Source organism: Armatimonadota bacterium (assembly GCA_029907255.1).
In the GTDB taxonomy this organism is placed as follows: domain Bacteria; phylum Armatimonadota; class UBA5829; order DTJY01; family DTJY01; genus JAIMAU01.
The window spans coordinates 1-21,085 of sequence record JARYMF010000019.1; the positions used below are offsets into that span (position 1 = coordinate 1).

General features: G+C 45.5%; 22 protein-coding genes. 13 read left to right on the forward strand and 9 right to left on the reverse strand.

Going from position 1 to position 21,085, the window contains the following annotated elements; all coding sequences use genetic code 11:
* Positions 1–395 (forward strand): hypothetical protein (locus QHH26_12950; GenBank protein ID MDH7482864.1); only part of this gene is annotated, 395 nt, incomplete at its 5' end.
* 6 nt (positions 396–401) lie between these two features.
* Here the strand turns inward: QHH26_12950 and QHH26_12955 are convergent.
* Both QHH26_12955 and QHH26_12960 read right to left on the reverse strand, forming a co-directional pair.
* Entirely contained in the window at positions 402–923 is a 522-nt protein-coding gene (locus QHH26_12955) for a nitroreductase family protein (protein MDH7482865.1), read from the reverse strand.
* Positions 924–1,300: 377 nt separating this feature from the next.
* A complete protein-coding gene (locus QHH26_12960) occupies positions 1,301–2,374 on the reverse strand; it encodes an alkaline phosphatase family protein (GenBank protein ID MDH7482866.1) in 1,074 nt (357 codons plus the stop codon).
* Positions 2,375–2,603: 229 nt separating this feature from the next.
* Here QHH26_12960 and QHH26_12965 point away from each other — a divergent pair, with 229 nt between their 5' ends.
* The 7 genes from QHH26_12965 (at position 2,604) to QHH26_12995 (ending at position 8,736) form a co-directional block, all read left to right on the forward strand.
* Positions 2,604–3,194, forward strand: a complete 591-nt coding sequence (locus tag QHH26_12965) for a PIG-L family deacetylase (protein ID MDH7482867.1) — start codon at positions 2,604–2,606, stop codon at positions 3,192–3,194.
* Positions 3,172–4,323 (forward strand): glycosyltransferase family 4 protein, encoded by a 1,152-nt coding sequence (locus QHH26_12970; GenBank protein MDH7482868.1) that lies wholly within the window; start codon positions 3,172–3,174, stop codon positions 4,321–4,323. The genes QHH26_12965 and QHH26_12970 overlap by 23 nt, the downstream gene beginning before the upstream one ends.
* A 178-nt stretch (positions 4,324–4,501) precedes the next feature.
* The gene (locus tag QHH26_12975) at positions 4,502–5,695 is read left to right on the forward strand and encodes an amylo-alpha-1,6-glucosidase (protein MDH7482869.1); all 1,194 of its coding nucleotides are present in this window, start codon (positions 4,502–4,504) and stop codon (positions 5,693–5,695) included.
* A gap of 89 nt (positions 5,696–5,784) precedes the next feature.
* Complete coding sequence (locus tag QHH26_12980; protein ID MDH7482870.1) at positions 5,785–6,867, forward strand: hypothetical protein; 1,083 nt, start codon at positions 5,785–5,787, stop codon at positions 6,865–6,867.
* A 302-nt stretch (positions 6,868–7,169) separates the two neighbouring features.
* Positions 7,170–7,448 carry a helix-turn-helix transcriptional regulator gene (locus QHH26_12985; protein MDH7482871.1) on the forward strand — a complete coding sequence of 93 codons (279 nt, stop codon included), beginning with the start codon at positions 7,170–7,172 and terminating at the stop codon, positions 7,446–7,448.
* Between the two features lie 249 nt (positions 7,449–7,697).
* Complete coding sequence (locus tag QHH26_12990; protein ID MDH7482872.1) at positions 7,698–8,342, forward strand: CPBP family intramembrane metalloprotease; 645 nt, start codon at positions 7,698–7,700, stop codon at positions 8,340–8,342.
* A 40-nt stretch (positions 8,343–8,382) separates the two neighbouring features.
* Positions 8,383–8,736 (forward strand): STAS domain-containing protein, encoded by a 354-nt coding sequence (locus tag QHH26_12995; protein MDH7482873.1) that lies wholly within the window; start codon positions 8,383–8,385, stop codon positions 8,734–8,736.
* Here the strand turns inward: QHH26_12995 and lexA are convergent.
* The gene (gene lexA, locus QHH26_13000) at positions 8,733–9,350 is read right to left on the reverse strand and encodes a transcriptional repressor LexA (protein ID MDH7482874.1); all 618 of its coding nucleotides are present in this window, start codon (positions 9,348–9,350) and stop codon (positions 8,733–8,735) included. The genes QHH26_12995 and lexA overlap by 4 nt on opposite strands.
* 233 nt (positions 9,351–9,583) lie before the next feature.
* On the opposite strand from lexA, the gene QHH26_13005 reads away from it, so the two are divergent.
* Positions 9,584–10,756 (forward strand): uroporphyrinogen decarboxylase family protein, encoded by a 1,173-nt coding sequence (locus tag QHH26_13005; protein MDH7482875.1) that lies wholly within the window; start codon positions 9,584–9,586, stop codon positions 10,754–10,756.
* A 28-nt stretch (positions 10,757–10,784) separates the two neighbouring features.
* Positions 10,785–11,405: a hypothetical protein gene (locus tag QHH26_13010; protein MDH7482876.1), complete on the forward strand. Its 621-nt coding sequence runs from the start codon at positions 10,785–10,787 to the stop codon at positions 11,403–11,405.
* A 121-nt stretch (positions 11,406–11,526) separates the two neighbouring features.
* On the opposite strand, the gene QHH26_13015 is transcribed toward QHH26_13010, so the two are convergent.
* The 6 genes from QHH26_13015 to QHH26_13040 all read right to left on the reverse strand — a co-directional run bounded on the left by QHH26_13015 (position 11,527) and on the right by QHH26_13040 (position 16,630).
* Positions 11,527–11,733, reverse strand: coding sequence for a hypothetical protein (locus QHH26_13015; protein MDH7482877.1), 207 nt, complete (start codon positions 11,731–11,733; stop codon positions 11,527–11,529).
* Between the two features lie 15 nt (positions 11,734–11,748).
* Positions 11,749–12,162: a hypothetical protein gene (locus QHH26_13020; protein MDH7482878.1), complete on the reverse strand. Its 414-nt coding sequence runs from the start codon at positions 12,160–12,162 to the stop codon at positions 11,749–11,751.
* 133 nt (positions 12,163–12,295) lie between these two features.
* Positions 12,296–13,825: an amidohydrolase gene (locus QHH26_13025; GenBank protein MDH7482879.1), complete on the reverse strand. Its 1,530-nt coding sequence runs from the start codon at positions 13,823–13,825 to the stop codon at positions 12,296–12,298.
* Complete coding sequence (locus QHH26_13030; GenBank protein MDH7482880.1) at positions 13,822–15,339, reverse strand: bifunctional UDP-sugar hydrolase/5'-nucleotidase; 1,518 nt, start codon at positions 15,337–15,339, stop codon at positions 13,822–13,824. Before QHH26_13030 ends, QHH26_13025 begins: the two co-directional genes overlap by 4 nt.
* Positions 15,336–15,719, reverse strand: coding sequence for a phosphoribosyl-AMP cyclohydrolase (hisI, locus tag QHH26_13035; GenBank protein MDH7482881.1), 384 nt, complete (start codon positions 15,717–15,719; stop codon positions 15,336–15,338). Before hisI ends, QHH26_13030 begins: the two co-directional genes overlap by 4 nt.
* Before the next feature lie 161 nt (positions 15,720–15,880).
* Positions 15,881–16,630 carry a glycerophosphodiester phosphodiesterase family protein gene (locus tag QHH26_13040; GenBank protein ID MDH7482882.1) on the reverse strand — a complete coding sequence of 250 codons (750 nt, stop codon included), beginning with the start codon at positions 16,628–16,630 and terminating at the stop codon, positions 15,881–15,883.
* A gap of 530 nt (positions 16,631–17,160) precedes the next feature.
* On the opposite strand from QHH26_13040, the gene QHH26_13045 reads away from it, so the two are divergent.
* The 3 genes from QHH26_13045 to QHH26_13055 all read left to right on the forward strand — a co-directional run bounded on the left by QHH26_13045 (position 17,161) and on the right by QHH26_13055 (position 21,043).
* Positions 17,161–17,874 carry a hypothetical protein gene (locus QHH26_13045; protein ID MDH7482883.1) on the forward strand — a complete coding sequence of 238 codons (714 nt, stop codon included), beginning with the start codon at positions 17,161–17,163 and terminating at the stop codon, positions 17,872–17,874.
* Between the two features lie 200 nt (positions 17,875–18,074).
* Positions 18,075–18,902, forward strand: a complete 828-nt coding sequence (locus QHH26_13050) for a metallophosphoesterase (GenBank protein ID MDH7482884.1) — start codon at positions 18,075–18,077, stop codon at positions 18,900–18,902.
* Positions 18,903–19,102: 200 nt separating this feature from the next.
* The gene (locus tag QHH26_13055) at positions 19,103–21,043 is read left to right on the forward strand and encodes a hypothetical protein (protein ID MDH7482885.1); all 1,941 of its coding nucleotides are present in this window, start codon (positions 19,103–19,105) and stop codon (positions 21,041–21,043) included.
* Positions 21,044–21,085: the final 42 nt, after the last annotated feature.

Below are 21,085 nucleotides of genomic sequence, written 5' to 3' on the forward strand. Positions count from 1 at the left end.
CCTTTGGCATTGATTATGTGCTTGCTTTCGATGAAATGTCTAAGCCGGTGACATATATAACTCTGGACCGAACGGCGCAAGACGATTATGCACTGACGGCGAGTATAATGCCCATAACATATACAAGGCTTTGGCGAACCGGAACATCCTCCTCAAAGCCGTTTTACTTTGGCGCAGGGGTTGGAATTAGTTTTTTAGATATAAAAGAATACCCTGTTCATCCTCCATTCGTGCCTGCCGACGAGAAAAAAACCTCATTTGCCATTAACGGCATATTAGGATACGAATTCAGCGAAAGCTTTTTTGCTGAGCTTAGATATATGAAAGCCGGCAAAGTAGCCGATATTGACTTCAGCGGCATGACGCTTTACTTTGGTGTTAAAAATCTATTCTGATATTGCTCAGAGTGTTTCTTTATGAACCAAATCTTCCAGGGAGCGTCTAGGCGGCCGCTGAGGTTCCTCGGCAGCATAACCTATAGGAATCATTGCGACTGGTATGATAGATGGTGGGGCTTTGATAGCTTGCGAAACCGCTTTCGGGTCGAATGCCCCCACCCATACAGTAGCTAGTCCCAGGGCAGTCGCAGCTAGCTGGCAATATGCTGCTGCTATTGTAGCATCTTGGATGGAGTAAAGTTCCGCCCCGCGCTTTCCGTACTTGCTTGCTGATTGCATTGGATTTGCGCAGAAAACTAATGTTAGTGGCGCCTGTGCTAAAAATTCTTGCCCAAATGCCGCTTGAGCCAGTTCTGCTCGTCGTTGTGCTTCTTTTACCAACACTACTTCATACGCCTGAAGATTGCCTGCAGATGGGGCAAGGTTGATAGTTTCTAAGATTAGATTTAACTTGTCATCCTCCACTTCACGAGTTTCGAACTTGCGTACGGACTTTCTTTCTTTTACTGCAACGAAGAATTCCATATTCTTGCCTCCTGCTGTTTGCTTTTTGCAAAATCTACTTTGCGAACAATTTTATGTCAATATCTTTCCCATTTGCCGGTTTTGGTCCGATGAGAACTAAAATTAGTAATACTACGCAATCCAAGATTCACCATCAAGCTGTTCATTTTTATACCCTTCTTACACGAGATATAGAACATGGCTCCCTAAGATGGTTAAAAGAACAACGAGGCATCAGTCGTGTTTTGAAGCGATACATGTAGCGTAGAAGGTCAGTGTTTAGATAAGTTGTGAAGGGGAAGTCTTTAAAAATAAAAAGCCCCGAAACAATCGGGGCTTTTGCGATTTTATGATATCTAGAAAATGGTTGAATGAGATATCATTTGCAATTTTGGTTATTATTTAGTCAGCACTACTCCCTTAAACTTGGGCTCGAGTTTTGAAATATCAACACCCATTTCGCTCAAAATAGTTGGTGCAATGTCGCGCTGATGGCCATCCCTTTTTAGGGATTTCAAGTTCGCCGTGAGAAAAACATAAGGAGCATTGCTGTGGCTCGTCTTGCCTTCGTCGAACCCATGGTCAGCAGTTACAAAAATCATAGTCTTGTCGTAAACGCCAAGGTCTTTTAGTTTTTTTACAATCTCACCCAACCACTTATCGCAAGCGATTATCGCGTCATTGTGCTCCTTCGAATTCTCACCGTGATTGTGGCCAGTATGATCAGGATCACTGAAGTGATAAAAAGCAAAGAATCTGCCTTTTCCATATTTGTCTAGGTAGTTAATCATTAGGGGACCATTTACTTCGCACGTTCGGCTTTTCTCGCCATCCCAGACATCTATATTTTTGCTGACATGGAAAAATGGCTCGCCATCGGTATTTTGAATTATCGCGTTTAATCTCTGTACTTGGGCTTTTCTCTTCTGTTGTGCTTGGGCTGCGGCATCGGGATCGGCTATACCGGTCTTGTTGTTGGGCTTGTTCCGAGCTTTAATTTTTTCAAGTTGAGCCTTTGCTTGTGCAATTTGCTCGGGAGTGGATGGAGGGCATGAACCGATATGATGAGTCTTGCCTGTTACCATAATAGTAGCGATGTTGTCGTCACCAAACTGCTTTTCCAGGCGTTCAAATATAGATAAGCCTGCAGGTATGGCTTTGAACTTGGAGTTGCTCATTACGCCTGTGACATCTGGATCATAACCGGTAAGCATCTGTGTATGGCCTGCCTTGGTGTCGGTATTATGGCCACTGATGTCAATTTTGACCATATTACCCTCGGAGATCAGTTTGGCGAGGTTTGGCAGTTCATTTCGAGAAAGACACTCATTTAAGTGGTCTCTCTGCACGCCGTCCCATGAGAACAGAATTGCATTTCTATGGCTTGGTGGGGTTGCTGGGTTAAAGCAGAACCCAGGCAAGCACAAAGCGACAAGCAACAAGATAAGAAGCACAAAACGGGATTTCCTCAAGCTTTCCTCCTCCTCTTTCTTGAATTTTTACCAGCCTTTGTAGACGATTAAGCTAGTAAATTGTTCATACTTTCATTAAACGACAGTGGTGAAAATCCTCCCGAATGATAACTGCGTTCCAACAGTGTTACGTATCCTAGGTCCAAACGTCTTCGTGCTGTCTCGATAAGCATTGAAAATTGGGTAAGAATACCTTGCATCAAGCTTATAAATAGAAAAAAGCGGCAAAGTGAAATGCTTAGTTGTCGTTGCTCATCCTGATGATGAGGCTATATGGATGGGCGGTACAATATTGAGACATCGTGACTGGGAGTGGCACATTCTTAGCTTGTGCCGGGCTGGTGATCCCGACCGTGAACCTCATTTTTGGCATGCGGCGCGGGAATTTGGTGCAAGAGCCGGGATATCCAATCTCGACGATAGCCCAGTACTGGCAGAGCTATCGCCGGATTTGCTTGAAATAAAAGTTCGTATTAGGAGTTTTGCTTCCGAAGTTTACGATTTAATTTTTACACATGGCGAGAATGGCGAATATGAGCGTCATCCTCGCCATGAGCAAACTCATTGCGCTGTAAGCAACATGGTGACTAAAGGCGAGCTCAAAGGGATTCTTACATGTTTTGCATACATTAATGGCTGCCCTGATATGTTGGCGCCAATTATTGTGCATCTTACCGAGGCAGAGCATGCTACAAAACGTCGCATTATTCACGATATTTACGGCTTTGGCGCGGGAAGTTTCGAGTTTGAAGCCGCTGGGCCCATAGAAGCATTTAGATATTGCCGAGAGGGAGCTAATGAAAATCCTATTGCTCTATGAGTACCCACCGCCTCCGGCTGGACTCGCTACGCAAGGGGATTTGCTTTACCGCGGTCTTCGCGAACTAGGCGCGGATTGTATGCCAGCGCCGAGATCCGGCTCTCTGCAAAAGGAGTGGCTCTACAAATGCTATAAGCCAGATGTGGTTATAGGCGTTGGCTGGTGGGGACAATTGCCTGAGCTTGTGATGCATCCGCAAAGATTTGGCATACAAGCAGTTCCATGGCTTGTAGCAGATGGGTGGGTTGCCAACTATCAGGATGTGCTGAATGCTTTACCCCTAATACTTACTACAAGCAAATGGGTAGCCGAAACCTATACGAGAGACGGTGTTTCACCTGAGCGCATGGTTGTTCAACCAATTGGCTGTGACATAGACTCATTCCGGCCCCTTCCAAAGGAGGATAAATATGTGAAGGCAGTTCGGGAGGTTCTAGGGGTCAGGGATGATGAGAAGCTGATACTTACAATTGGTGGTGATGGGGCAAGTAAAGGGAGTCAGGAGATGATGAGAGCACTTGCCAAGATTGATAATGAATATCCAAATTGGCGATATGTCTGCAAAGTTTGGTCCCAGGAGCGCACAGAAAGACAGACCAAGATTGACCTAGCTCTTGCAGAAGAACTTGGTATAAGACATAAAGTTCTGTATGTTGATGGTGTTTTGTCTCGCGAATTCATGCCCTATCTTTATAATGCTTGTGATATCTATGCCGGTCCAAGCCGCCAGGAAGGCTTTGGCATGCCACATGTAGAGGCCCAAGCGTGCGGAAAACCTGTGTTGAGCGTGAACGCAATGGGCATAAAAGAAACAGTAATCCATGGCGAGACCGGCTTTATGGCTAAAGTGGGAGAATGGGTTTCAATTACAGAAGGGGAGGTTGGCCCCAAAGAAGGTTTTCCAGAGCAGCGAGTCATTAAGTTCGCAAAGCCCAAACTGATCGCAGTGCGTGCAGATGTGGAAGATTTGGCAAAATATGCCTTACGCCTCTTAGCCGATGATAATTTGCGCGGGGAGATGGGTGCAACTGCTAGGAAGCATGTGGAGAAAAACTTTGATTATCGGGATGTTGCAAGGCGAATATTAGAGTTGGTCAGCACAAAGCTTTCCCTGCCAATGGCCGCATGATTTATATAATTGTTCTTTGACACCAGCTCTCAGCAATTGGAAAAGACAAAATGCGTTTCCTGCTATTACGGGATTATTGGGCGGAGACGTACTTTAAAGTGGTTATTGCGACTTTGCTATACCAATTTTTAATGAAATGTAACCTCGGGTCATGGGTGCATAAGGCGGGTGTTTCTAAATGGCAAAATCAGACGCTATGCAGGTCGAGAATGCTGAAGTTTTAGTTGAGGAAGCATTTGCCAAGGCGAAAATTGTACTTGACAAGTGTTCAACGCCAAATGGGATTTTTGCTTCTCCCACATACTACAATGCCGTTTATGCTCGCGATGCCCTAATCGCTTCTCTTGGAGGGCTGGTTTCAGGTGAGGAGCGGTTTCTTCGTCAATGGTTGAAGACTATGGATACCCTAATGGATAGGCAGTCAACAAGCGGCCAGATACCTAATTGCGTGGATACATTTATCCCGTCGCGTCCAAGGCTTGTGGCTTTTGGGGCAGCCGATGCTTCACTCTGGTTTATCCTAACACTTGCTTATGCGGAGCGACTTCTTGGAACCGAATTCTCGGAATTCCACCAGGCGGCAGAGCGCGCGCTGGTGTGGCTGGAGTATCAGGATGCTCACGAGGAAGGTTTAATTGAACAGCAAGAGGCAACCGACTGGATGGATATCACTGCCAATCGTGGGCATGTTCTCTATACGAACGTTCTGTGGTTTGCGGTCCTGGAGTTGAGGCGCGATATTAAGAAAGCGCATCTTGTTCGTGAAGCAATAAATGGGTTTCTTTGGAATGATGAGAAAGGTTATTTTCTTCCTTGGTCATGGAAACAAGAACGCGGAGAGTGGTTTGATACTACAGCAAACGCATTTGCCATAGCATTTGGCCTTGCAGATCCTGAGCAGACTGAAAGCATCCTCAATTACTTGTTCAAGCGCCGACTGGATGAGCCTTATCCGGTTAGAGCAATTCATCCTCCAATTAAGCCAGGAGATAAAGATTGGCGCGATTATTATATAACCGAGCACGAGCTGAATAAGCCGAATCAGTATCATAATGGGGGCATATGGCCTTGGGTTGGTGGACTTTACGTTGCCGCTCTTGTTCGGGCAGGACATATGGAGCGAGCTAAAGAAACGCTTGTTCGGTTGGCGGTGGCAAACAAACTAGGCCGCGAACAAGAGTGGGAGTTCAACGAATGGCTTCATGGCATTACTGGCGAACCAAGAGGAGCGGCATACCAAGCATGGTCATCTGGAATGTATTTGTATGCTTATTCATGTGTTAAAGAAGGTCATGAACCTGTCTTTTCAATGCTCGAATCCAAGGAATGCCAGCTCTGGCATAACACAAACCTCGGCAATCAAAACCCATAACCTCAATTGCATCTTAATTGCAAACCCTGCAGGAATCTATTTAATCCTCATCGTATGCTTTCTTTGAGAACTTATTCTAGGAGAGAATCGTGGGGCTTCTTGGATTGGAGAATTGGGAGAAATCTAGAGAGCGGTTTGAGGCGTGGTGGCATGGCGAGGTAGTTGACCGCCCGTTGCTTCAGGTAATTGCTCCAAAAAAAGATGCGCCGAATGAACCTATGCCCACATATTCTAGCCAGGAGGAAAAATGGCTTAACCCTGATTATCGAATTCGTCTTTTTGAATGGGAGTTGAGTCGAACCTATTTTGCCGGGGATGCTTTTCCTTATTTAGATACTCATATTGGCCCGGGGACGCTATCTCTCTACCTTGGCGCGAAGCCCGTATTTACCGACCGCACGGTGTGGTATCACAAGTGCATTGATGATGTCACCACTGCTACAGTTCCGACTTTCAATGAGAATAATCCATACTGGCAGGCTAGCCTCAGAATAGCTCAGGAAGGCGTGAAGAGGCTTGAGGGGCGTGCGCTGGTATCTTTTCCGGATTTGATTGAGAATTTAGATACGATTGCTTCGCTAATTGGCACTCGCGAGCTACTCACAGCTTTGGTTGATTGTCCAGAGAAGATTCATGAGTTCCAACGTGCAATTCTCCCACTTTATATTGAGTACCACAGAAGACTTTATGAAATTATTAAAGACGAAATTGGCGGTTCGTGTTTCTCTGCATTTCGGATTTATGGCAAAGGGCGGATTGCTAAACTTCAGTGTGATTTCAGTGCGATGATTTCTGCAAAAATGTTTGAAGAGTTTGTTGCCCCTTATTTATGCGAACAATGCCGCCAGCTCGACCACACGGTTTATCATTGGGATGGTCCATGTGCACTTCAGCATGAAGGCCCCTTGCTTGCAATAAAGGAGCTAGAGGCAATCCAGTGGACGCCAGGGGCGGGACAGCCAGGATGTGGAGACCCTGTTTGGTATCCTCTCTATCACCGCATACGTAAAGCTGGGAAGTCGCTCATGCTTCTAGGCGTCACACCGTCAGAGGCACAGGCTCTTGTCGAAGAGTTCGGCCCTGAAGGCCTTGATTTGGTGGTCTCGGTTTCGAGCCAGGAGGAAGCAGACGAGCTTGTTCGTCAGTCATTCAAATGGCGTAGGATTGCATAATTTGCTTTATAGAAATATCAGGGCGTCAGTAAAGTAGCTTCTCATTTTCAAGGTTTTCGTTAACCTAAAAGCGCATTTTGTAAGCCTTTTTGCCCAGTACCCAGATGCTTGACGGACAAGTCTATGGAATAGAGTAAGTCAGAGGCTTGACAAAACTTTCAAGAAGTGATATACTTACGACAAAACGGCGATATTTCCGTGATTTAGAACCAGTTAGACGCAAAAATTAACGGAAGTTGTGGAGTATGCGTAGGGCGCTCATTTGAGGCGGGGAGCTGCTACCCAACGGAAAGGAAACATCAATGGACAATGAAAACAGGTCGCCGGATTGTCAAGAAGAAGCGGTAATCGGGCTTACAAAACGCGAAATTGAGGTTCTGCAACTCGTTCTTGAGGGCAAGTCAAGTAAAGAAGTAGCCGCCATTCTCTGCTGTAGCAAGCGAACTGTTGACTTCCACCTTGCGCGAATATACGATAAGTTGAACGTTTCAAATAGGGTTCAGGCGATGCGCCGCTGTGCGGGGCTTGGCTTGATACCCATGGGCGGCAATGGTGGAAACGGACGAGAAGAAGTAGGTTGAGAAGCTTTTATAGCTGTTGAAACGCGCCTGCAAGTAAGATGTGGTAGGTTTTTTGGGGTGAAATGTTGCTAATTTTCGCCGGACTGAAAAAATTTCAGTCCGGTTTTTTATAGCTTGACTTGCCAACACATTTGAATTATTAAGAGTAGGAATTCAAACCTTAACAAGTAATTTTATCCTGATGGGTGTTTTGGTAAACGTTTGCATAGTCGTTTATGATGGTGTATAACTTAATGAGCGAGAGGGATAATGGCTCGGGACAAGTTCGCATCTGCAGTAACGGCAATAGTTGGCGCTTCGGTTATTGGCATTTTATATTGGTATAACAGACAATCACCGGTAGACGAAAAGTACCTGATAACAAATATCGGTGCATTGTTTTGGGTGCCAATTTTGATTGTTATGCTCTTTTTGCGCCAAGAGCCATCTTCGTTTGGGTTTACGCCCGGAGATATTGGCCGTGGTATTCGCTATTCGATTACTCTTTTTGTAGCGGTATTGCCTTTCCTCATAATTGCGTCAAGAATGCATCAATTTCAATCATACTATCCGCTTCAGCCACGTATGGTTTATGATTCAGTGTATTTTGGTTACTTTGAGCTTGCATATGGGATATATCTATTTTGCTGGGAATTTTTCTTCCGGGGATTTCTGCTTTTCGGCCTTTCTAGGACTATTGGTTTCTGGGCAGTGTTTGTGCAAGCCGCTACTTTTGGTATTATGCATATGGGGAAGCCTGCGCCTGAGGTGGCAGCTTCTTTTGTTGCCGGGGTGGCGCTTGGAGTAGTTGCCCTCAGGTCAAGATCGTTTTTACCGTGTTTCCTAGTCCACTGGGCTAGCGCAGTTCTTTTTGACGTGCTAATCATCATGGGTAAAAAAGGAAGCTTTTTCTAGCCAAAAATTAAAGAGATAAGGGGGGATGGATTTGGCTCAAGTGAAAAATGCAAATTTAAAAACCAGCGTCGAAAATGTATCAGAAGTTCCAGTATTAAAAGTAGCCGGAGAGATAGACCTTTACACCTCGCCTGATTTTAAATCTGCTATCATTTCGATAATAGATTCAGGAGCAAAAGATATTATTATTGATCTTACGGATGTTAGCTACATGGACAGCGGCGGCTTTGGAGTACTTCTTGGAGCCGTTCGCAAAGTCAAGCCACTTGGCGGAAGCATAAATCTTGTGGGGTGCGGTGAAAACATCCGTCGAATATTGAGCATTACCCGGCTTGATACAATATTCAAGTTGTTTGAAAGCGTGGACGAAGCTGTAAAAGCGATAAAGGGTTAGTAGCTCCTTAGCAAGGCGATGGCTTTGCCAATTATCCTGTAATCTTTGCCGCGAAGAGGTATTGGCTCATAAGCTGGGTTTGCGGGGAGGAGGGTAATTTCTCCGTTTTCGGAGCGCAAACGCTTTACTGTTGCCTCTTCGCCGATAAGCACAGCAACGAGATCGCCATTTTCGGCAGTCTGTTGGGGACGAATAACTACTAGGTCACCTGGCATTATATGCTCCTCAATCATGCTGTCTCCTTTGACCCTCAGGAGGAATGCATTTTCAGTATTCCTTAGCATCGCCCGCGGAACTGGCAGCTCCCCTTCGATGTTCTCAACAGCAAGCAATGGTTCTCCTGCTGCTATCGCTCCTATCAAAGGCAGGCGAATGTATGCATCTTCTTCCTTTACTTTGGGCTGTCGTAAGATTGTGATGCTTCGAGATGTTTGTTCTCGCCTTATATAACCTTTTCGTTCTAAAGCCTCTAAATGAACGGTTACACCTCTTAGGCTCTTAATGCCGACTCCTGCACAAATCTCGCGTATGGATGGCGGATATCCGTGTTTCTGGACATATTTGGTCAAAAAATCTAGGACGATTTTCTGCCGTTCGGTCAATTGCTTAGCCATCGTGCTACTCCTTTATATCTTTGCTCCTCGATTTTTGTAAGTATATAGCAGACCAATGTCTACGTCAACGATAACTTGCCTTGACCCTATTTCACCTGTAGTGTATTCTAGACTGGAAATTCCGCTGTGCTTTTTGCAATACTGGAAAACTCATTTTGCTGGAAGGCGAAAGTGAGGAAAATTCGATTTCACTTTCCACAAGCAAGCGTTTTGGTAAGGGGCAGGAGAGAATTATGGATAAAATGGAGAGAATCCGCGAGTTGCGGGCAGAGGACAAGAAGCTAAAGGAGTATGGTTTACTCGACCCTCCATCAAGGGATGGAGGTTATACCCATCGCGAACGTTTTAGACGCACAATGCACTTCCAGGGGGTTGACCGCGTGCCAAATCATGAGTTTGGATATTGGAATGAAACTCTTAAGCGCTGGCATGACGAAGGACTCCCAAAGGAGGTTGATTCAAACGCGGCTGCGGACGTCTTTTTTGGCTTCGACCCAACTCTTTCTGTGCCGATGGATTACAGCTGGCGCCCACCCTTCGAGCATTTAGTCTTGGAGGAGACTGATAGATATCGAATAGTTCGCGGCAGTGATGGCATTAAATGCATGGTCTACAAGGATGGTTCGTCGAGTATACCTCATTACATTGAGTTCCCTATAAAAGATAGGGAATCCTGGAAGGATATAAAGCGCCGTTTAGACCCAAACGACCCAGCACGTTATGCATTCGATTGGGAAGGCATTGGGAAATCTTTTAAGGAGAGCAATGTTCCAGTTGGAATTGGAATAGGTTCGCTTTTTGGTTGGATTCGCAACTGGATGGGTTTCGAAGGCGTATCCCTGGCATGCTACGACGACCCTGGGCTTATCCAGGACATAATGGAGCACATAACAGTTTTGGTCACGACGCTTCTAGAGCATGCGCTACAATATGTGGAGCCAGATTTTGCACTTGGATGGGAAGACATGGCATTCAATCATGGGCCGATTATCTCACCGCGGATGTTTAGGGAATGGATGACGCCTAGGTACAAGCGAATCACCGATTTGCTGAAGAAGCATGGAGTAGACGTTGTAATTGTAGATTGCGATGGGAACATTAACTCTTTGGTGGAGCACTGGCTGGAAGGTGGCGTAAATTGTATGTTTCCTTTAGAAATTAATTCCGGTTCCGATCCCGTCGCGCTCCGCGAGAAATTTGGTAAAAGAGTGCTTCTTGCCGGAGGTGTGGACAAAATTCAGCTTGCAAAAGGAAAGAAAGAGATTGAGCGGGAGTTGGAGCGGATTCGGAAAACCGTCGAGTCAGGTGGATATATTCCACACGTGGACCACAGATGCCCACCTGATGTATCATATGATAACTATCTTCACTATTTGAAAGTGAAGAAATACCTATTTGGGTTGTAAAATATTCTCAGCCCAGCGGATTATTTTGATGCGTGCAGTAAAAATCGCTCTGCTAATATTTGCCTTTGTTGCTGTCGGCGTTGGCGGCTTCAAGTTCGGCAACTGGCTACTTGATAGATGGGGTGGGGGCAGTAAGGCTGAGGATATACGGTGGGTTGATGAATACCAAGGACTAGGCGAACGTTCTGGCACAAGCACAGCTCTCAAGATTCAAGCTGAACCTAGTTCACTTACTGTTCGTGCTAGCCAGCCAATCCGTATAACCATTCGGCTAACAAACTACAGTCAGCGGCGGCTGACGCTAAATGCCTGGCTTGAGCCATATCCCGCCTACTTTCGGAGTAACCAATTCCCATTAAAAGTTTTTATTCTAAAATCGGGGAAGCCGATTCGATTCAAAGGTAATGCTACTATTCTTCCACCTCATACGAAAGACGATTTCTTTTATCTGGAGCCAGGCGCAACACGGAGTGTTAATATTAATTTGGCAAGTGGCTTCAGGGGTGGAAAATGGGATTTCTCTGAGCCGGGCGAGTATGAAGTTTATCTGTGGTATGAAACATATCTGACCGGGCGTTCGATTGGATTGGATGCTTGGACTGGCCGCACGAACGCTGTGCGTGTTAAAATAAGGATAATCGCTTCCTAAGCCGTGATTTGATGATTGTAGTTTTTTATTTATAAGGCGAGGGCTGCCTATGGTAAAAATGGCAGCCCTCGCGTGTACTGCTTGCTCTGTATTAAAAGTGTTCACTAATTCAAATCAATAATTATTTGTCAGTTTCCTCTTGGTTTTCTTCGTCAGAATCAGATGTAGTGCACTGCCAGTTGTCGCAATCTAGGCGTGAGCAGTAAAACATCTTTTTTGTAGATCCGTCGGTGAAAAGTACATCTGCTATGTGTGCATGCTTGCACCGTAAGCACATTATCGGATCAATGACATTTACTATTCTTAGTTCGGTATCAGGTCTAGTCACTTTTCACTCTCACATTTATTTGACTTCTGCAAGGCGGGCACTGCTTGGTTTGACGCCAGTTGCTGTTGGTCCTGGGATTTTTCTTATTCTAGTCAGAGCCTGACCCTCGGAAGTGCAGAATCTAAAAAGGTTTGCAATTGACTTCACTCTAAGCAGGCCATCAATCTGATTGTTTTCTGCAATTAGATTTAAATTTCCATAGTGCGCTTGGAACACTCGGGCCATTTTTGCAAGCGGGCTCAAACTGTTCGTATTCTGCCACACCGCACGTTTGAGATTTATCATGACATGGAAATGTCCAGCGCGAATAAGTTTGTTTAAGATGTCTTCAAGCTTACTGAGGGTTTGCTTGTTGATGTCACCTACGAGATCTACGACGGGGACGCCGGCGTAGTTCCGCAGTGCGATGCTGAACTCAGAATTTGCCATCCAAACACCTCACCGGAGGAATCTTCCCTGCCTTCCTTGGCTGGGGTTAAGAAATACCTGCATAACTATTATCGGCGAAGAGAGGGCAGATATTTAGGCGAAGTTGCAATTGAGGTTTGTTGTGAATGCAAGACTAGATTTTTCTTTTGCCACCTACAAAAACCGTCTCTACTTTGCAGTTCGGAATTTCGCTTTCTGGTATCGAGAATATGTCTTGATTTAGAACAATGAAATCAGCAAGCTTGCCTACTTCTATGGAGCCAAGGTTTGCTTCTTGAAACATGGCGTATGCTCCGCCGAGGGAATATAATGCAATTGTTTCTTCGACTGTTAGGCGTTCAGATTGCGAATGTTCGTCACGGGTAACTGCTCGACAGATTAGCTCAAAAACGTCGAGATTTTCAACAGGGCAATCTGAGCCGAGCGATAGAGGAATCCCAGCCTCAAGCATTGTTCGAAATGGATATGCCCATCGGTAGCGCTCACGACCGACACGATTAATTGTCCAAAAATCGGTTATTATAAATTGAGGTTGCACGGAAGCCAAAATATGGAGGTCTGCCATTCGGAAAACAAGGTCCTCATTCAATAGCGAAGCATGTTCAATTCGGTGTCGCCGAGTGCGGTTGTCTTCGCCGGTTTCAATGAGAACGGTTTCAATTGCGTTAACGGCTTGTTCAACAGCTCGGTCTCCAATTGCATGGATTGCCACTTGCCAGCCGGAATTGTGAACTTTGCGAACCATATCTGTAAGTTCTTCGTCCGAATGCAGCAGGATGCCATTATTTCCGGGGTCGTCGGCGAAATCTTCTTTGAGAGCTGCTGTTCTTGCGCCCATCGAGCCATCTGCAAAAATCTTGATTGCGCCCATTCGAAGCATTTCATCTCCATCGCCAGTCTTGAGACCTTCAGCAAGCAGCGAATCAAGCATTTCATAACCAGGTTGGACATAGAAACGTATAGGCAGTTGGCTTTGCCGATTAATGTGGCGAACGGCGTCAAGCTCGGTTTGGGAGCTAACTAAACAATGGACGCTGGTTAATCCAGTGGCAAGAGCTTTCGCAGCAGCGAACTCGGCAGCCTCCACCATTTCCTTGAAAGTCGGCTGGGGCATTGCTTCCCAAACTGGGTTCATATCATCTTCAGTGAGGAGTCCTGTATCCCTTGCTGAATCAGGAATTTTTTCCGGGCCTACAAGCTCTATCGCTTTGCTATTTACAACACACGCATGACCACAAAGCCTTGAGATGAGCACCGGTTTGTTGAATTGGTCGAGGTCATGGCGAGTGGGAAACCTGCGTTCGGCGAGTATTTCCTGGTCAAATCCCCAGCCAAGTATCCACTCTCCACGGCGCTTCTCATCATGTGCCTGGAGCCGTTGGATTATCTCCTTAATCGATTTACATCCATTTAGGTCGGCGCGCAAGAGTTTGTTTCTGCCGTAGTATAATAGGTGGACATGAGAATCTATTAGTCCTGGAATTACTGTTCGGCCTTCCAAATCTATCTGTTCAGTGTTTGGGCCTATGTAATCTTCAACTTCGTCATCTGAGCCAACGTAGACAAAGCGTCCATCTCGAATAGCAACAGCTGAAGCCCATACCGTTTGTGAAAGAGTGAATACCTTGCCGTTTGTCAAAATTATGTCTGCTGGTTGACTCATTCTACTTGCCTTCTTTCGTCATTTACGGGGGAGATTACCTTGCGCTTCTGTATATAGTTTATGAGAGCATCTACTGAAAGGGTGTCTAAGTATTTTGCTGACGTTACATCTGAGAAGTAGAGCCCAACAAGCCAGTCTATTGTTGCAATCGAATAAGTTGCGTTTTCATCGAGGGGCTTTCCATCAACAGTTGCTTCGACTATCTTGCGATTGACAATTTTATACCGCATGCCAGAAACTCCCGGACTGATGGGGAATCTTTCGATTATTTGTTTGAGATGCGCTCCGGTTAGTTCTATAAGCACAAGTTTGTTGTGGAACGGTAGGACGGTTGCTACATCCCAAACTTTGATAGGGCCTTTTGCAAAGTTCCCTCGAACTCCGCCTACGCCGTATATAGAAATCTGTGCCCCCGTTTCCTCACGTATGGCATCACACACCAAGTTTAAAACTGGGCTGCTCCCTCCTTTATCAACCATATCTGCGGTAACCTCGCCAATTATTTTGTCATATCGTTTGGAGATTGGGATATAATACCTTCGAATAACTTCGGCAGTTTTGTGATCTTCTGGTATGTCGGAGGTAACGGGTATCAACTTGCCGTCCACGCTCATTAGGGTAAATGGGCCGCTGTTTCTTCTAAGTCGGAGATCAAGCCTTCCTAGTTCGCCGGCCCATTGGTATGCTTGGACAATGACGGTGCCGCCAAGCGAGAATGCCTCAGCGGGTTTGTTGTGCTTAATGATTTTTGGAGTTGCTAATCGCGTATGCGAGTGTCCTCCGACGATTACGTCAATTTCTGGGACCATTTTCGCTAATCTTTCATCTTCGGCTTCTCCTAGGTGGCTCAGAACAACTACTATATCGGCTTTATTTTTCAGCTTTGGAACAAGATGCTTTGCTGTTTCATAAGGGTCCTTTACTGCAAATCCTTCTTTCACTGCTTTGTAATCAGCAATTTGTGGCGTTGTCAATCCAAGAAAGGCGATTCGCACCCCGTCAAAATCATAAATCACATATTCGGGAAGTGCAGGTTCCAACGAGTCTTTCTTTAGAAGATTGGCACATACTATAGGGAACTCAGCCAGCGCTAGATTGCGGTTGAATTGTTCGAGAGATTGGCCGAATTCGTGATTTCCGGTAACCATTACATCATATCCCGCGGCAGAGAGCGCGGCAAAGTCTGCTTCACCTTTGTATTCGATTCCAAATGGCGTACCGTCGCAGATATCGCCTGCGTCCACTAAAATTGCATTGCCACCCACTGAAGCTTCGATTTGGTGGGCTAAGGTGGCTATCCTTGCCAAACCACCGATATTTTTGGTAGCCATCATCTCTGCTACTGGGGCGCTTGACTTAAGTGCATCTGGGTAGCTGAAGGGAATAAGGTGGTCATGGATATCATTTGTGTGGAGAATAGTTACCAGGCGATACTCAGGCTGACACCATGCGTTAGAGAAGAGCGAGCAAAAAGCTAGGCAAACAAGTAACAGATGAAGAGTAGCTCTTCTCACTTTTTGTAAACCTCCTCAGGATTGAAAATCCGCTCGGCAATCACGCTCAGAGTATTTTCTTTTGTTATCTTTCTAAAGAAGCAACTCCGATATCCTTCATGACATGTCGCTCCAATTTGATCCACTTTTATCAATAGGCAGTCCATATCGCAGTCAACGTAGATTCCTTTTACAAATTGGAAGTGGCCCGATGTCTCACCTTTTACCCAGTGCTTCCGGCGTGAGCGGCTCCAAAAGCAAACCTTTCCATCGCGGATGGTGCGTTGCACGGCTTCGCGGTCCATGAAGCCCATCATGAGAACGTCCCCGTTCTCCGCATCTTGGATAATTGCTGGAATTAGGCCATTTTCGTCAAACTTCAGCTGGTCAAGAATTTCCATTGTTCCTCCATTATTAATGCATAAACTTCTTATTAACTTTATAAGCCGCCAAGGGGCGGAAATATGCACCCAAGTTGAGCTGATTATATCATAGGCGCCAACAATATTCGAGGCGGCAGAGGTTAAACTCCTATTCTATACGCCAAAAAACGGTCATTGGATTACTTGTTGCGTACTCCCATCTCTGCCAGCACTTGCAAAAGAAGATCTAACCGGTTGCTGGCAATAACATCTACGCCCATGGTAACCATTCGACGGATGTTTTCTTCATCGTCTACTGTCCAGGCTTCCATTAACATATTTGCGGCATGGGTAGCTTTTACAAGATCGGGAGTAATAGCAGTGTAATTTACGCCAAAAACCCACCCGTTAACAGCTGCTGCTTCATCAGCAAGTCGTACCGCTTCATCCCCTGAAATCTCCGTTTGGCTGCTGATTAGCGGGGAAAATCGAATCAAACGGTCGAGTTCTTTTAGGCGAAGTCCAATCTTGTGGTGAAATGAACATATCGCGGTGCGTGCAGACATGCCCCTTTGTTGTACTAAGGCAACGACGTCATCTTCCAAACTTTGCTCCTTTATCTCAATGATTGGTTGCGTTTCTCCCCATGGTAGGTCGAGAAACTCCTCCAGAGTCGGTAGTCGTTCTCCTGCATATTGGGTTCCAAACCAGCTTCCAGCGTCAAGCCGCCGAAGCTCCTCAAGGGTCATGTCGGCTACTCTACCGGTACCGTTCGTTGTTCGGTCGACTGTGGCGTCGTGGATGATAACAATTTTGCCATCTTTGGTGCGGCGAACGTCACACTCAATTAGGTCGGGCTTAAGTTCAAGAGCCCTTTTAAAAGCAGCGAGTGTGTTCTCGGGTGCAATGGCTGAAAAACCTCTGTGTGCAATCGTCAAAACTTTTTGCATTTTATCGCCTCCTTGGTTTGATTATACCTTTAGTAGATTAAGATAGTCTATCAACTAAAGTATAGTTTTTACCCTAATTTTTGAAAAACTTTTTCTTAAAAAGCTTAAAAGGAGGATTTTCGGCTGGAGAGAAATAAAGTTATCGAAACACACCTGCCGAGCTATATACTACTTGCCTTTGGTGCAAGTAGAATATAGCTCATTAGAACTAGCGTTGGCTCAATGATTGATTGTCTAGGCTTTTCTTAAAAGATACGCCACGATATAGGGGTCGCAAGGTTCTTTTGACGCTATACTCGGTCGGCTTTAGGAATTTAGCGTATATGCGACTCGCAAGAGCCAAGGAGACTCAAAAGCATCGGAGTAAAAAGCAAGACGAGTGCGATGAACGAGCAAAAATCTAACTATTTTAAGGTATAAGAGTCCACTTTAAGAGACTCTGAACCGGGCAGGAGGTGGTTAGTGGAGAGAACTGAATTATGTTTATTACTATCTTTTTCAGCAAAGCAATTCAAGAAGGAGGCACTTAAGTGGTAAGAACGTTTAGGGTAGTTGTATTTGCCCTGGTGTTGCTCATAGCGGCAGGCACCGCATTTGCATACAGACTAATTTGCATTCCAACGGCCGAGACTTTGCCAGATGGAATGTACAGACTCGAGATTGCCGCTCCACTCAACGAAAGCGCGCCGGCTACTGCTCCGACCCATGACAAGTGGTTGCCATGCTATAAGTTTGATGGAACGGTATTCAAGGGGTTTGAAATATCCGTCATCAGTGGTGCTACCCCTTCAGACAATCTGAATCCACTTTCATGGAGAGCAAACAATACCCAAGTGAGTCTCTCATGGACCGTTGCCAGGGAAACAGAGGATATGCCTGGCTACGGAATGGGCGTGCTCAATTGGTATGATTCAGAGGACCATGTAAATCATGAAGAGTCTGCTTTTGCTGGCATATACAAGACTGTACCAATTGGCCTAAAATACCCTGCCACGCTCCACTTGTTGGCGGGAACAAAGGCTCTCAATGGTGTATTTGGCGGATTTTTGCTTCCTTTGTCAAAAACTTTTGTCGTTGCTGCCGAATACTCTCCAAGCGCTCTGATGACTCCTGGAAACACGGATGAGAACTTTGTCTGGGCACTCGGCTACAATCACAACGCGCACTGGCGTTTCAAGTATGCAAACATTGGTGGTGACCATGCCTTAGGCATAGTGTACACTGGAAAATGGTTGCAAAAATAAAATAGATAGCTAAATGGCCCAGCCGGCAGAAATTTCTTTTTAGTCGGCTGGGCCATTTTTTATTTATAATTAGAGGCTTTGCATGTCAAAATGCCGTTTTTTGGGGCTCTTCTTTTCCAATAACCTTCCTCTTATTTAATTCACTTAATCTTGAGGAAAACTATTTCGTTTTGGCTAAAAACCTATTAGGTGAGGCTTAAATGGCTATTTTCGCAATATCAGATCTTCATCTTTCGCTTTCAAAGCCAAAGCCAATGGATATCTTTGGACCAGCTTGGGCAGACCACGCTAATACAATTCGCAGAAACTGGATAGCTTCAATAAAAGATAAGGACATTGTGCTCATCCCAGGTGATATCTCATGGGCTATGAAGCTTCCCGAAGCCATGCCAGATTTGAACTTCTTAGCCGACCTTCCTGGGACTAAAGTTCTTATCCGTGGGAATCATGATTACTGGTGGCAGAGGCGTGCAACCAACCGCATTCAAAGAGAAGTTAATAGAAATCTAATTTTTATCCAGGGTACATCAATTGTTCTTGACAACATCGGCATAACTGGGACGCGCGGCTGGCGTGTGGATTGGGAGAGTAGAAATTTTGAAAGGGAAAAAGATTTTGTTGAAAATAGTCGAGCAGCAACGGCTGATGATAAATTCGAAACTTCATCATCCGACAATTACCAACAAACAGTCACTCGCCATCCTTCGGCGGGTGGTCGAGTGCCAATAACAGAACAGCAAAGCGAACGTATTCTCCGTCGAGAACTAAATTATCTTGAACAAGGTTTGCTTTCCATTCCCGATACAGTAAGCCTCAAGATTGCAATGCTTCACTTTCCGCCGTTTGATGAACACCTTCGTCCTAATGAGTTTGCAGAAATGCTATCGCGCCACCATGTGGATATACTCGTATATGGCCACGTTCATATTGGCTTAGGAGGGTGGATAGAGGGCGAAGTAGCTGGAGTGCGTTATCACATAGTCTCAGCTGATATATTAAATTTCGTTCCGAAGCTAATTGTACCGTAAATGCAAGTAGGGGTTTGATTGACCAAGGGTAGCGGTTATGGTATTATTTGAGGCGTTGTCCACCTTGTAAAACTTCAGCGTGACATTTGATAATGCAGCACCACCGAGATTGTCGCGATAACATATTCAAGCGCTTGTGTTCGGAATTTCCAGGCATTACGCTAGTAGCGTTAGGGCAGACTGTTTATTGGGATGAGCCAATGAAGGCGGTTCTTCGAAGCCTTCTGGACCAGTATTGCCCCGACGTAAAAATGCTTGTGGGAATTCATGATGCGGATTATTTTTCTAAAGTTCCACCGACTGCGCCACTTTCGAATGGTTGGATGATCCTTCCGCATAACGACGGGAGTACGCGGGACCTGTGGGTTGCTACAGGCGAGATTTCCAGACTTTTTGGCAGCGAGACAATTCCCACGCGCGAACTCCTCACCCAGCATGGCGTGCAAATCGAAATAGCTGTTCGTAATAATCCTGGAGGGCGTCAGGCGTTTCTTGATGAAATAACTGAAGCTTGGGGATGGCGTGGGCTTGCATATGTTGGAAGCTCCGATGAGATTGCATGTTGTATTCCTTTGCAACAGGTACTTGACCCATTAATTGATTTGCTACAGTGGGGAGTCAATGGTAGTTTAGACCATCTTTCGGCTGAATATGCTTCAAGGGCTAGTGCTGTGGCGGAAAAGTTAATTGCAGATGTGCGGGATTATGCTAAATCCCACCCCGATGCTTCAATCACGGACATGTATCGTGACTTTCTGCCGTTGTTTTATGAAAGGCTTTTACGAAAGCCGCCCAAAAATCTTGAAACCACAGCATCTACAGAGCTTTTTAGGTTTAACAGCGAGACTTCGGGACTTCCCAGATTTAATCTGGTGCGAATGTTTTTGGACCCTCGAACCCGAAGTGCATGCCAAGAAGCTTATGACTTGGCTATCGAGGGTTCGGATATCTACACGCTGGATAAATTTCCCGAAGGTGCTATACCCTTCGACCTTGTGATTCCACGTGTGGGGCGTGGCACGGTATGTCTGCGGGATGGCGAAGTCGTAATTGATACTCCTGAACCAATACACTTAGCTTACGAAGGTTCCCAGCTTACTCTAGAAAAGCTTTCTAAGCTTGTGGAGGAAAACCTTGGGCCAAACAATGCACTAATTGGCAAGGCAGTTACTCTTGTCTTAATGATTGCAAGTGAGTTCATCTTTGTTTTGAATGAGGAAGCCTCAGCCTATGTTTGGCGGTGTGAGAAGATGGCCAGCCTTATGAAAGAGCGTGGTGTCAGTTTGCCATTCCATCCTATTTTGCGGTTGGACTATAGTGCGTGGGATGCTGTTGGAGTTTCCAAAGTTACATTTAGATTGCCAGAACATCTAGCGGCAGCCTTTGGGTGTGAGGAAATTAGCTCGGAGGACTTCGCAAAATCTTGGCGTGATGTAGTACTTGCTCAGAAAAATCTCATTCGGCAAATTGAGATAATTAATACTACTGAGGGCTTGCTTAATTTTCTTGCTGAGCATATAGGAGAGCCGTGGGATAAGAAGCTTATAGAATACCGCAAAGCATATTCTGCCCTAAGGGAACTCTCGCAAAACACGGAACCGCTAAAAAAAGAATCCGTTCGACTCCGAGACCTCAGCCACCAGTTAAAACAGGAGGCTCAGCGGCTTGAAGTTAAGAAGGGTGAGCATTTTCGCAGTGCAATCAAGCCTCTGCAGGATAGACTCATTGAGCTTGATTTGCAGGGGATTACTGATGGTGAGGAAGTTGAACAACTTAAATCTTCTCTTCGCTTGGAGCAGCAAAAGCGGGCCCAGTTGGATATGGAGATTGACCGTTTGCACAAAGAAGGTGTCAAGGCACGTGATAAGCATCTCGACCTAAAGCAGATGGTGAGGTCTTTAGAAAAAAGCAAAGAAGTAAACGAAAATAGAGAGAAGCTGAAATCCATCGAGTTAGAAGCCGAGCTAGCAAAGCTTAGATTGGTGCGCAATGCAATACTTACTTCGCAAGGCTTAAGCTATACGAACCATCGGCCATCAGCTTGGTGGCTCATGCTAGTTGACCCTGAAATGAAATGGTTTGACCGAATAGTCGAGTTGACAACCCTTCGCTTTGAGGAAATAGTAAATAGCAAGTCCTGATATCATGATTTATTTTGCTATATTAGAGGTGGTAGTTTTAGA

Excerpts from the sequence above, each read along its gene's own strand:
- QHH26_13020 (MDH7482878.1), bottom strand. The coding sequence starts at position 12,162 with ATGGCAAATTCTGAGTTCAGCATCGCACTGCGGAACTACGCCGGCGTC.
- QHH26_13005 (MDH7482875.1), top strand. The coding sequence starts at position 9,584 with ATGGATAAAATGGAGAGAATCCGCGAGTTGCGGGCAGAGGACAAGAAG.
- QHH26_13050 (MDH7482884.1), top strand. The coding sequence starts at position 18,075 with ATGGCTATTTTCGCAATATCAGATCTTCATCTTTCGCTTTCAAAGCCA.
- QHH26_13010 (MDH7482876.1), top strand. The coding sequence starts at position 10,785 with ATGCGTGCAGTAAAAATCGCTCTGCTAATATTTGCCTTTGTTGCTGTC.
- QHH26_12975 (MDH7482869.1), top strand. The coding sequence starts at position 4,502 with ATGGCAAAATCAGACGCTATGCAGGTCGAGAATGCTGAAGTTTTAGTT.
- QHH26_13025 (MDH7482879.1), bottom strand. The coding sequence starts at position 13,825 with ATGAGTCAACCAGCAGACATAATTTTGACAAACGGCAAGGTATTCACT.
- QHH26_12970 (MDH7482868.1), top strand. The coding sequence starts at position 3,172 with ATGAAAATCCTATTGCTCTATGAGTACCCACCGCCTCCGGCTGGACTC.
- QHH26_12990 (MDH7482872.1), top strand. The coding sequence starts at position 7,698 with ATGGCTCGGGACAAGTTCGCATCTGCAGTAACGGCAATAGTTGGCGCT.
- QHH26_12955 (MDH7482865.1), bottom strand. The coding sequence starts at position 923 with ATGGAATTCTTCGTTGCAGTAAAAGAAAGAAAGTCCGTACGCAAGTTC.
- lexA (MDH7482874.1), bottom strand. The coding sequence starts at position 9,350 with ATGGCTAAGCAATTGACCGAACGGCAGAAAATCGTCCTAGATTTTTTG.
- hisI (MDH7482881.1), bottom strand. The coding sequence starts at position 15,719 with ATGGAAATTCTTGACCAGCTGAAGTTTGACGAAAATGGCCTAATTCCA.
- QHH26_12985 (MDH7482871.1), top strand. The coding sequence starts at position 7,170 with ATGGACAATGAAAACAGGTCGCCGGATTGTCAAGAAGAAGCGGTAATC.
- QHH26_13040 (MDH7482882.1), bottom strand. The coding sequence starts at position 16,630 with ATGCAAAAAGTTTTGACGATTGCACACAGAGGTTTTTCAGCCATTGCA.
- QHH26_13055 (MDH7482885.1), top strand. The coding sequence starts at position 19,103 with ATGAAGGCGGTTCTTCGAAGCCTTCTGGACCAGTATTGCCCCGACGTA.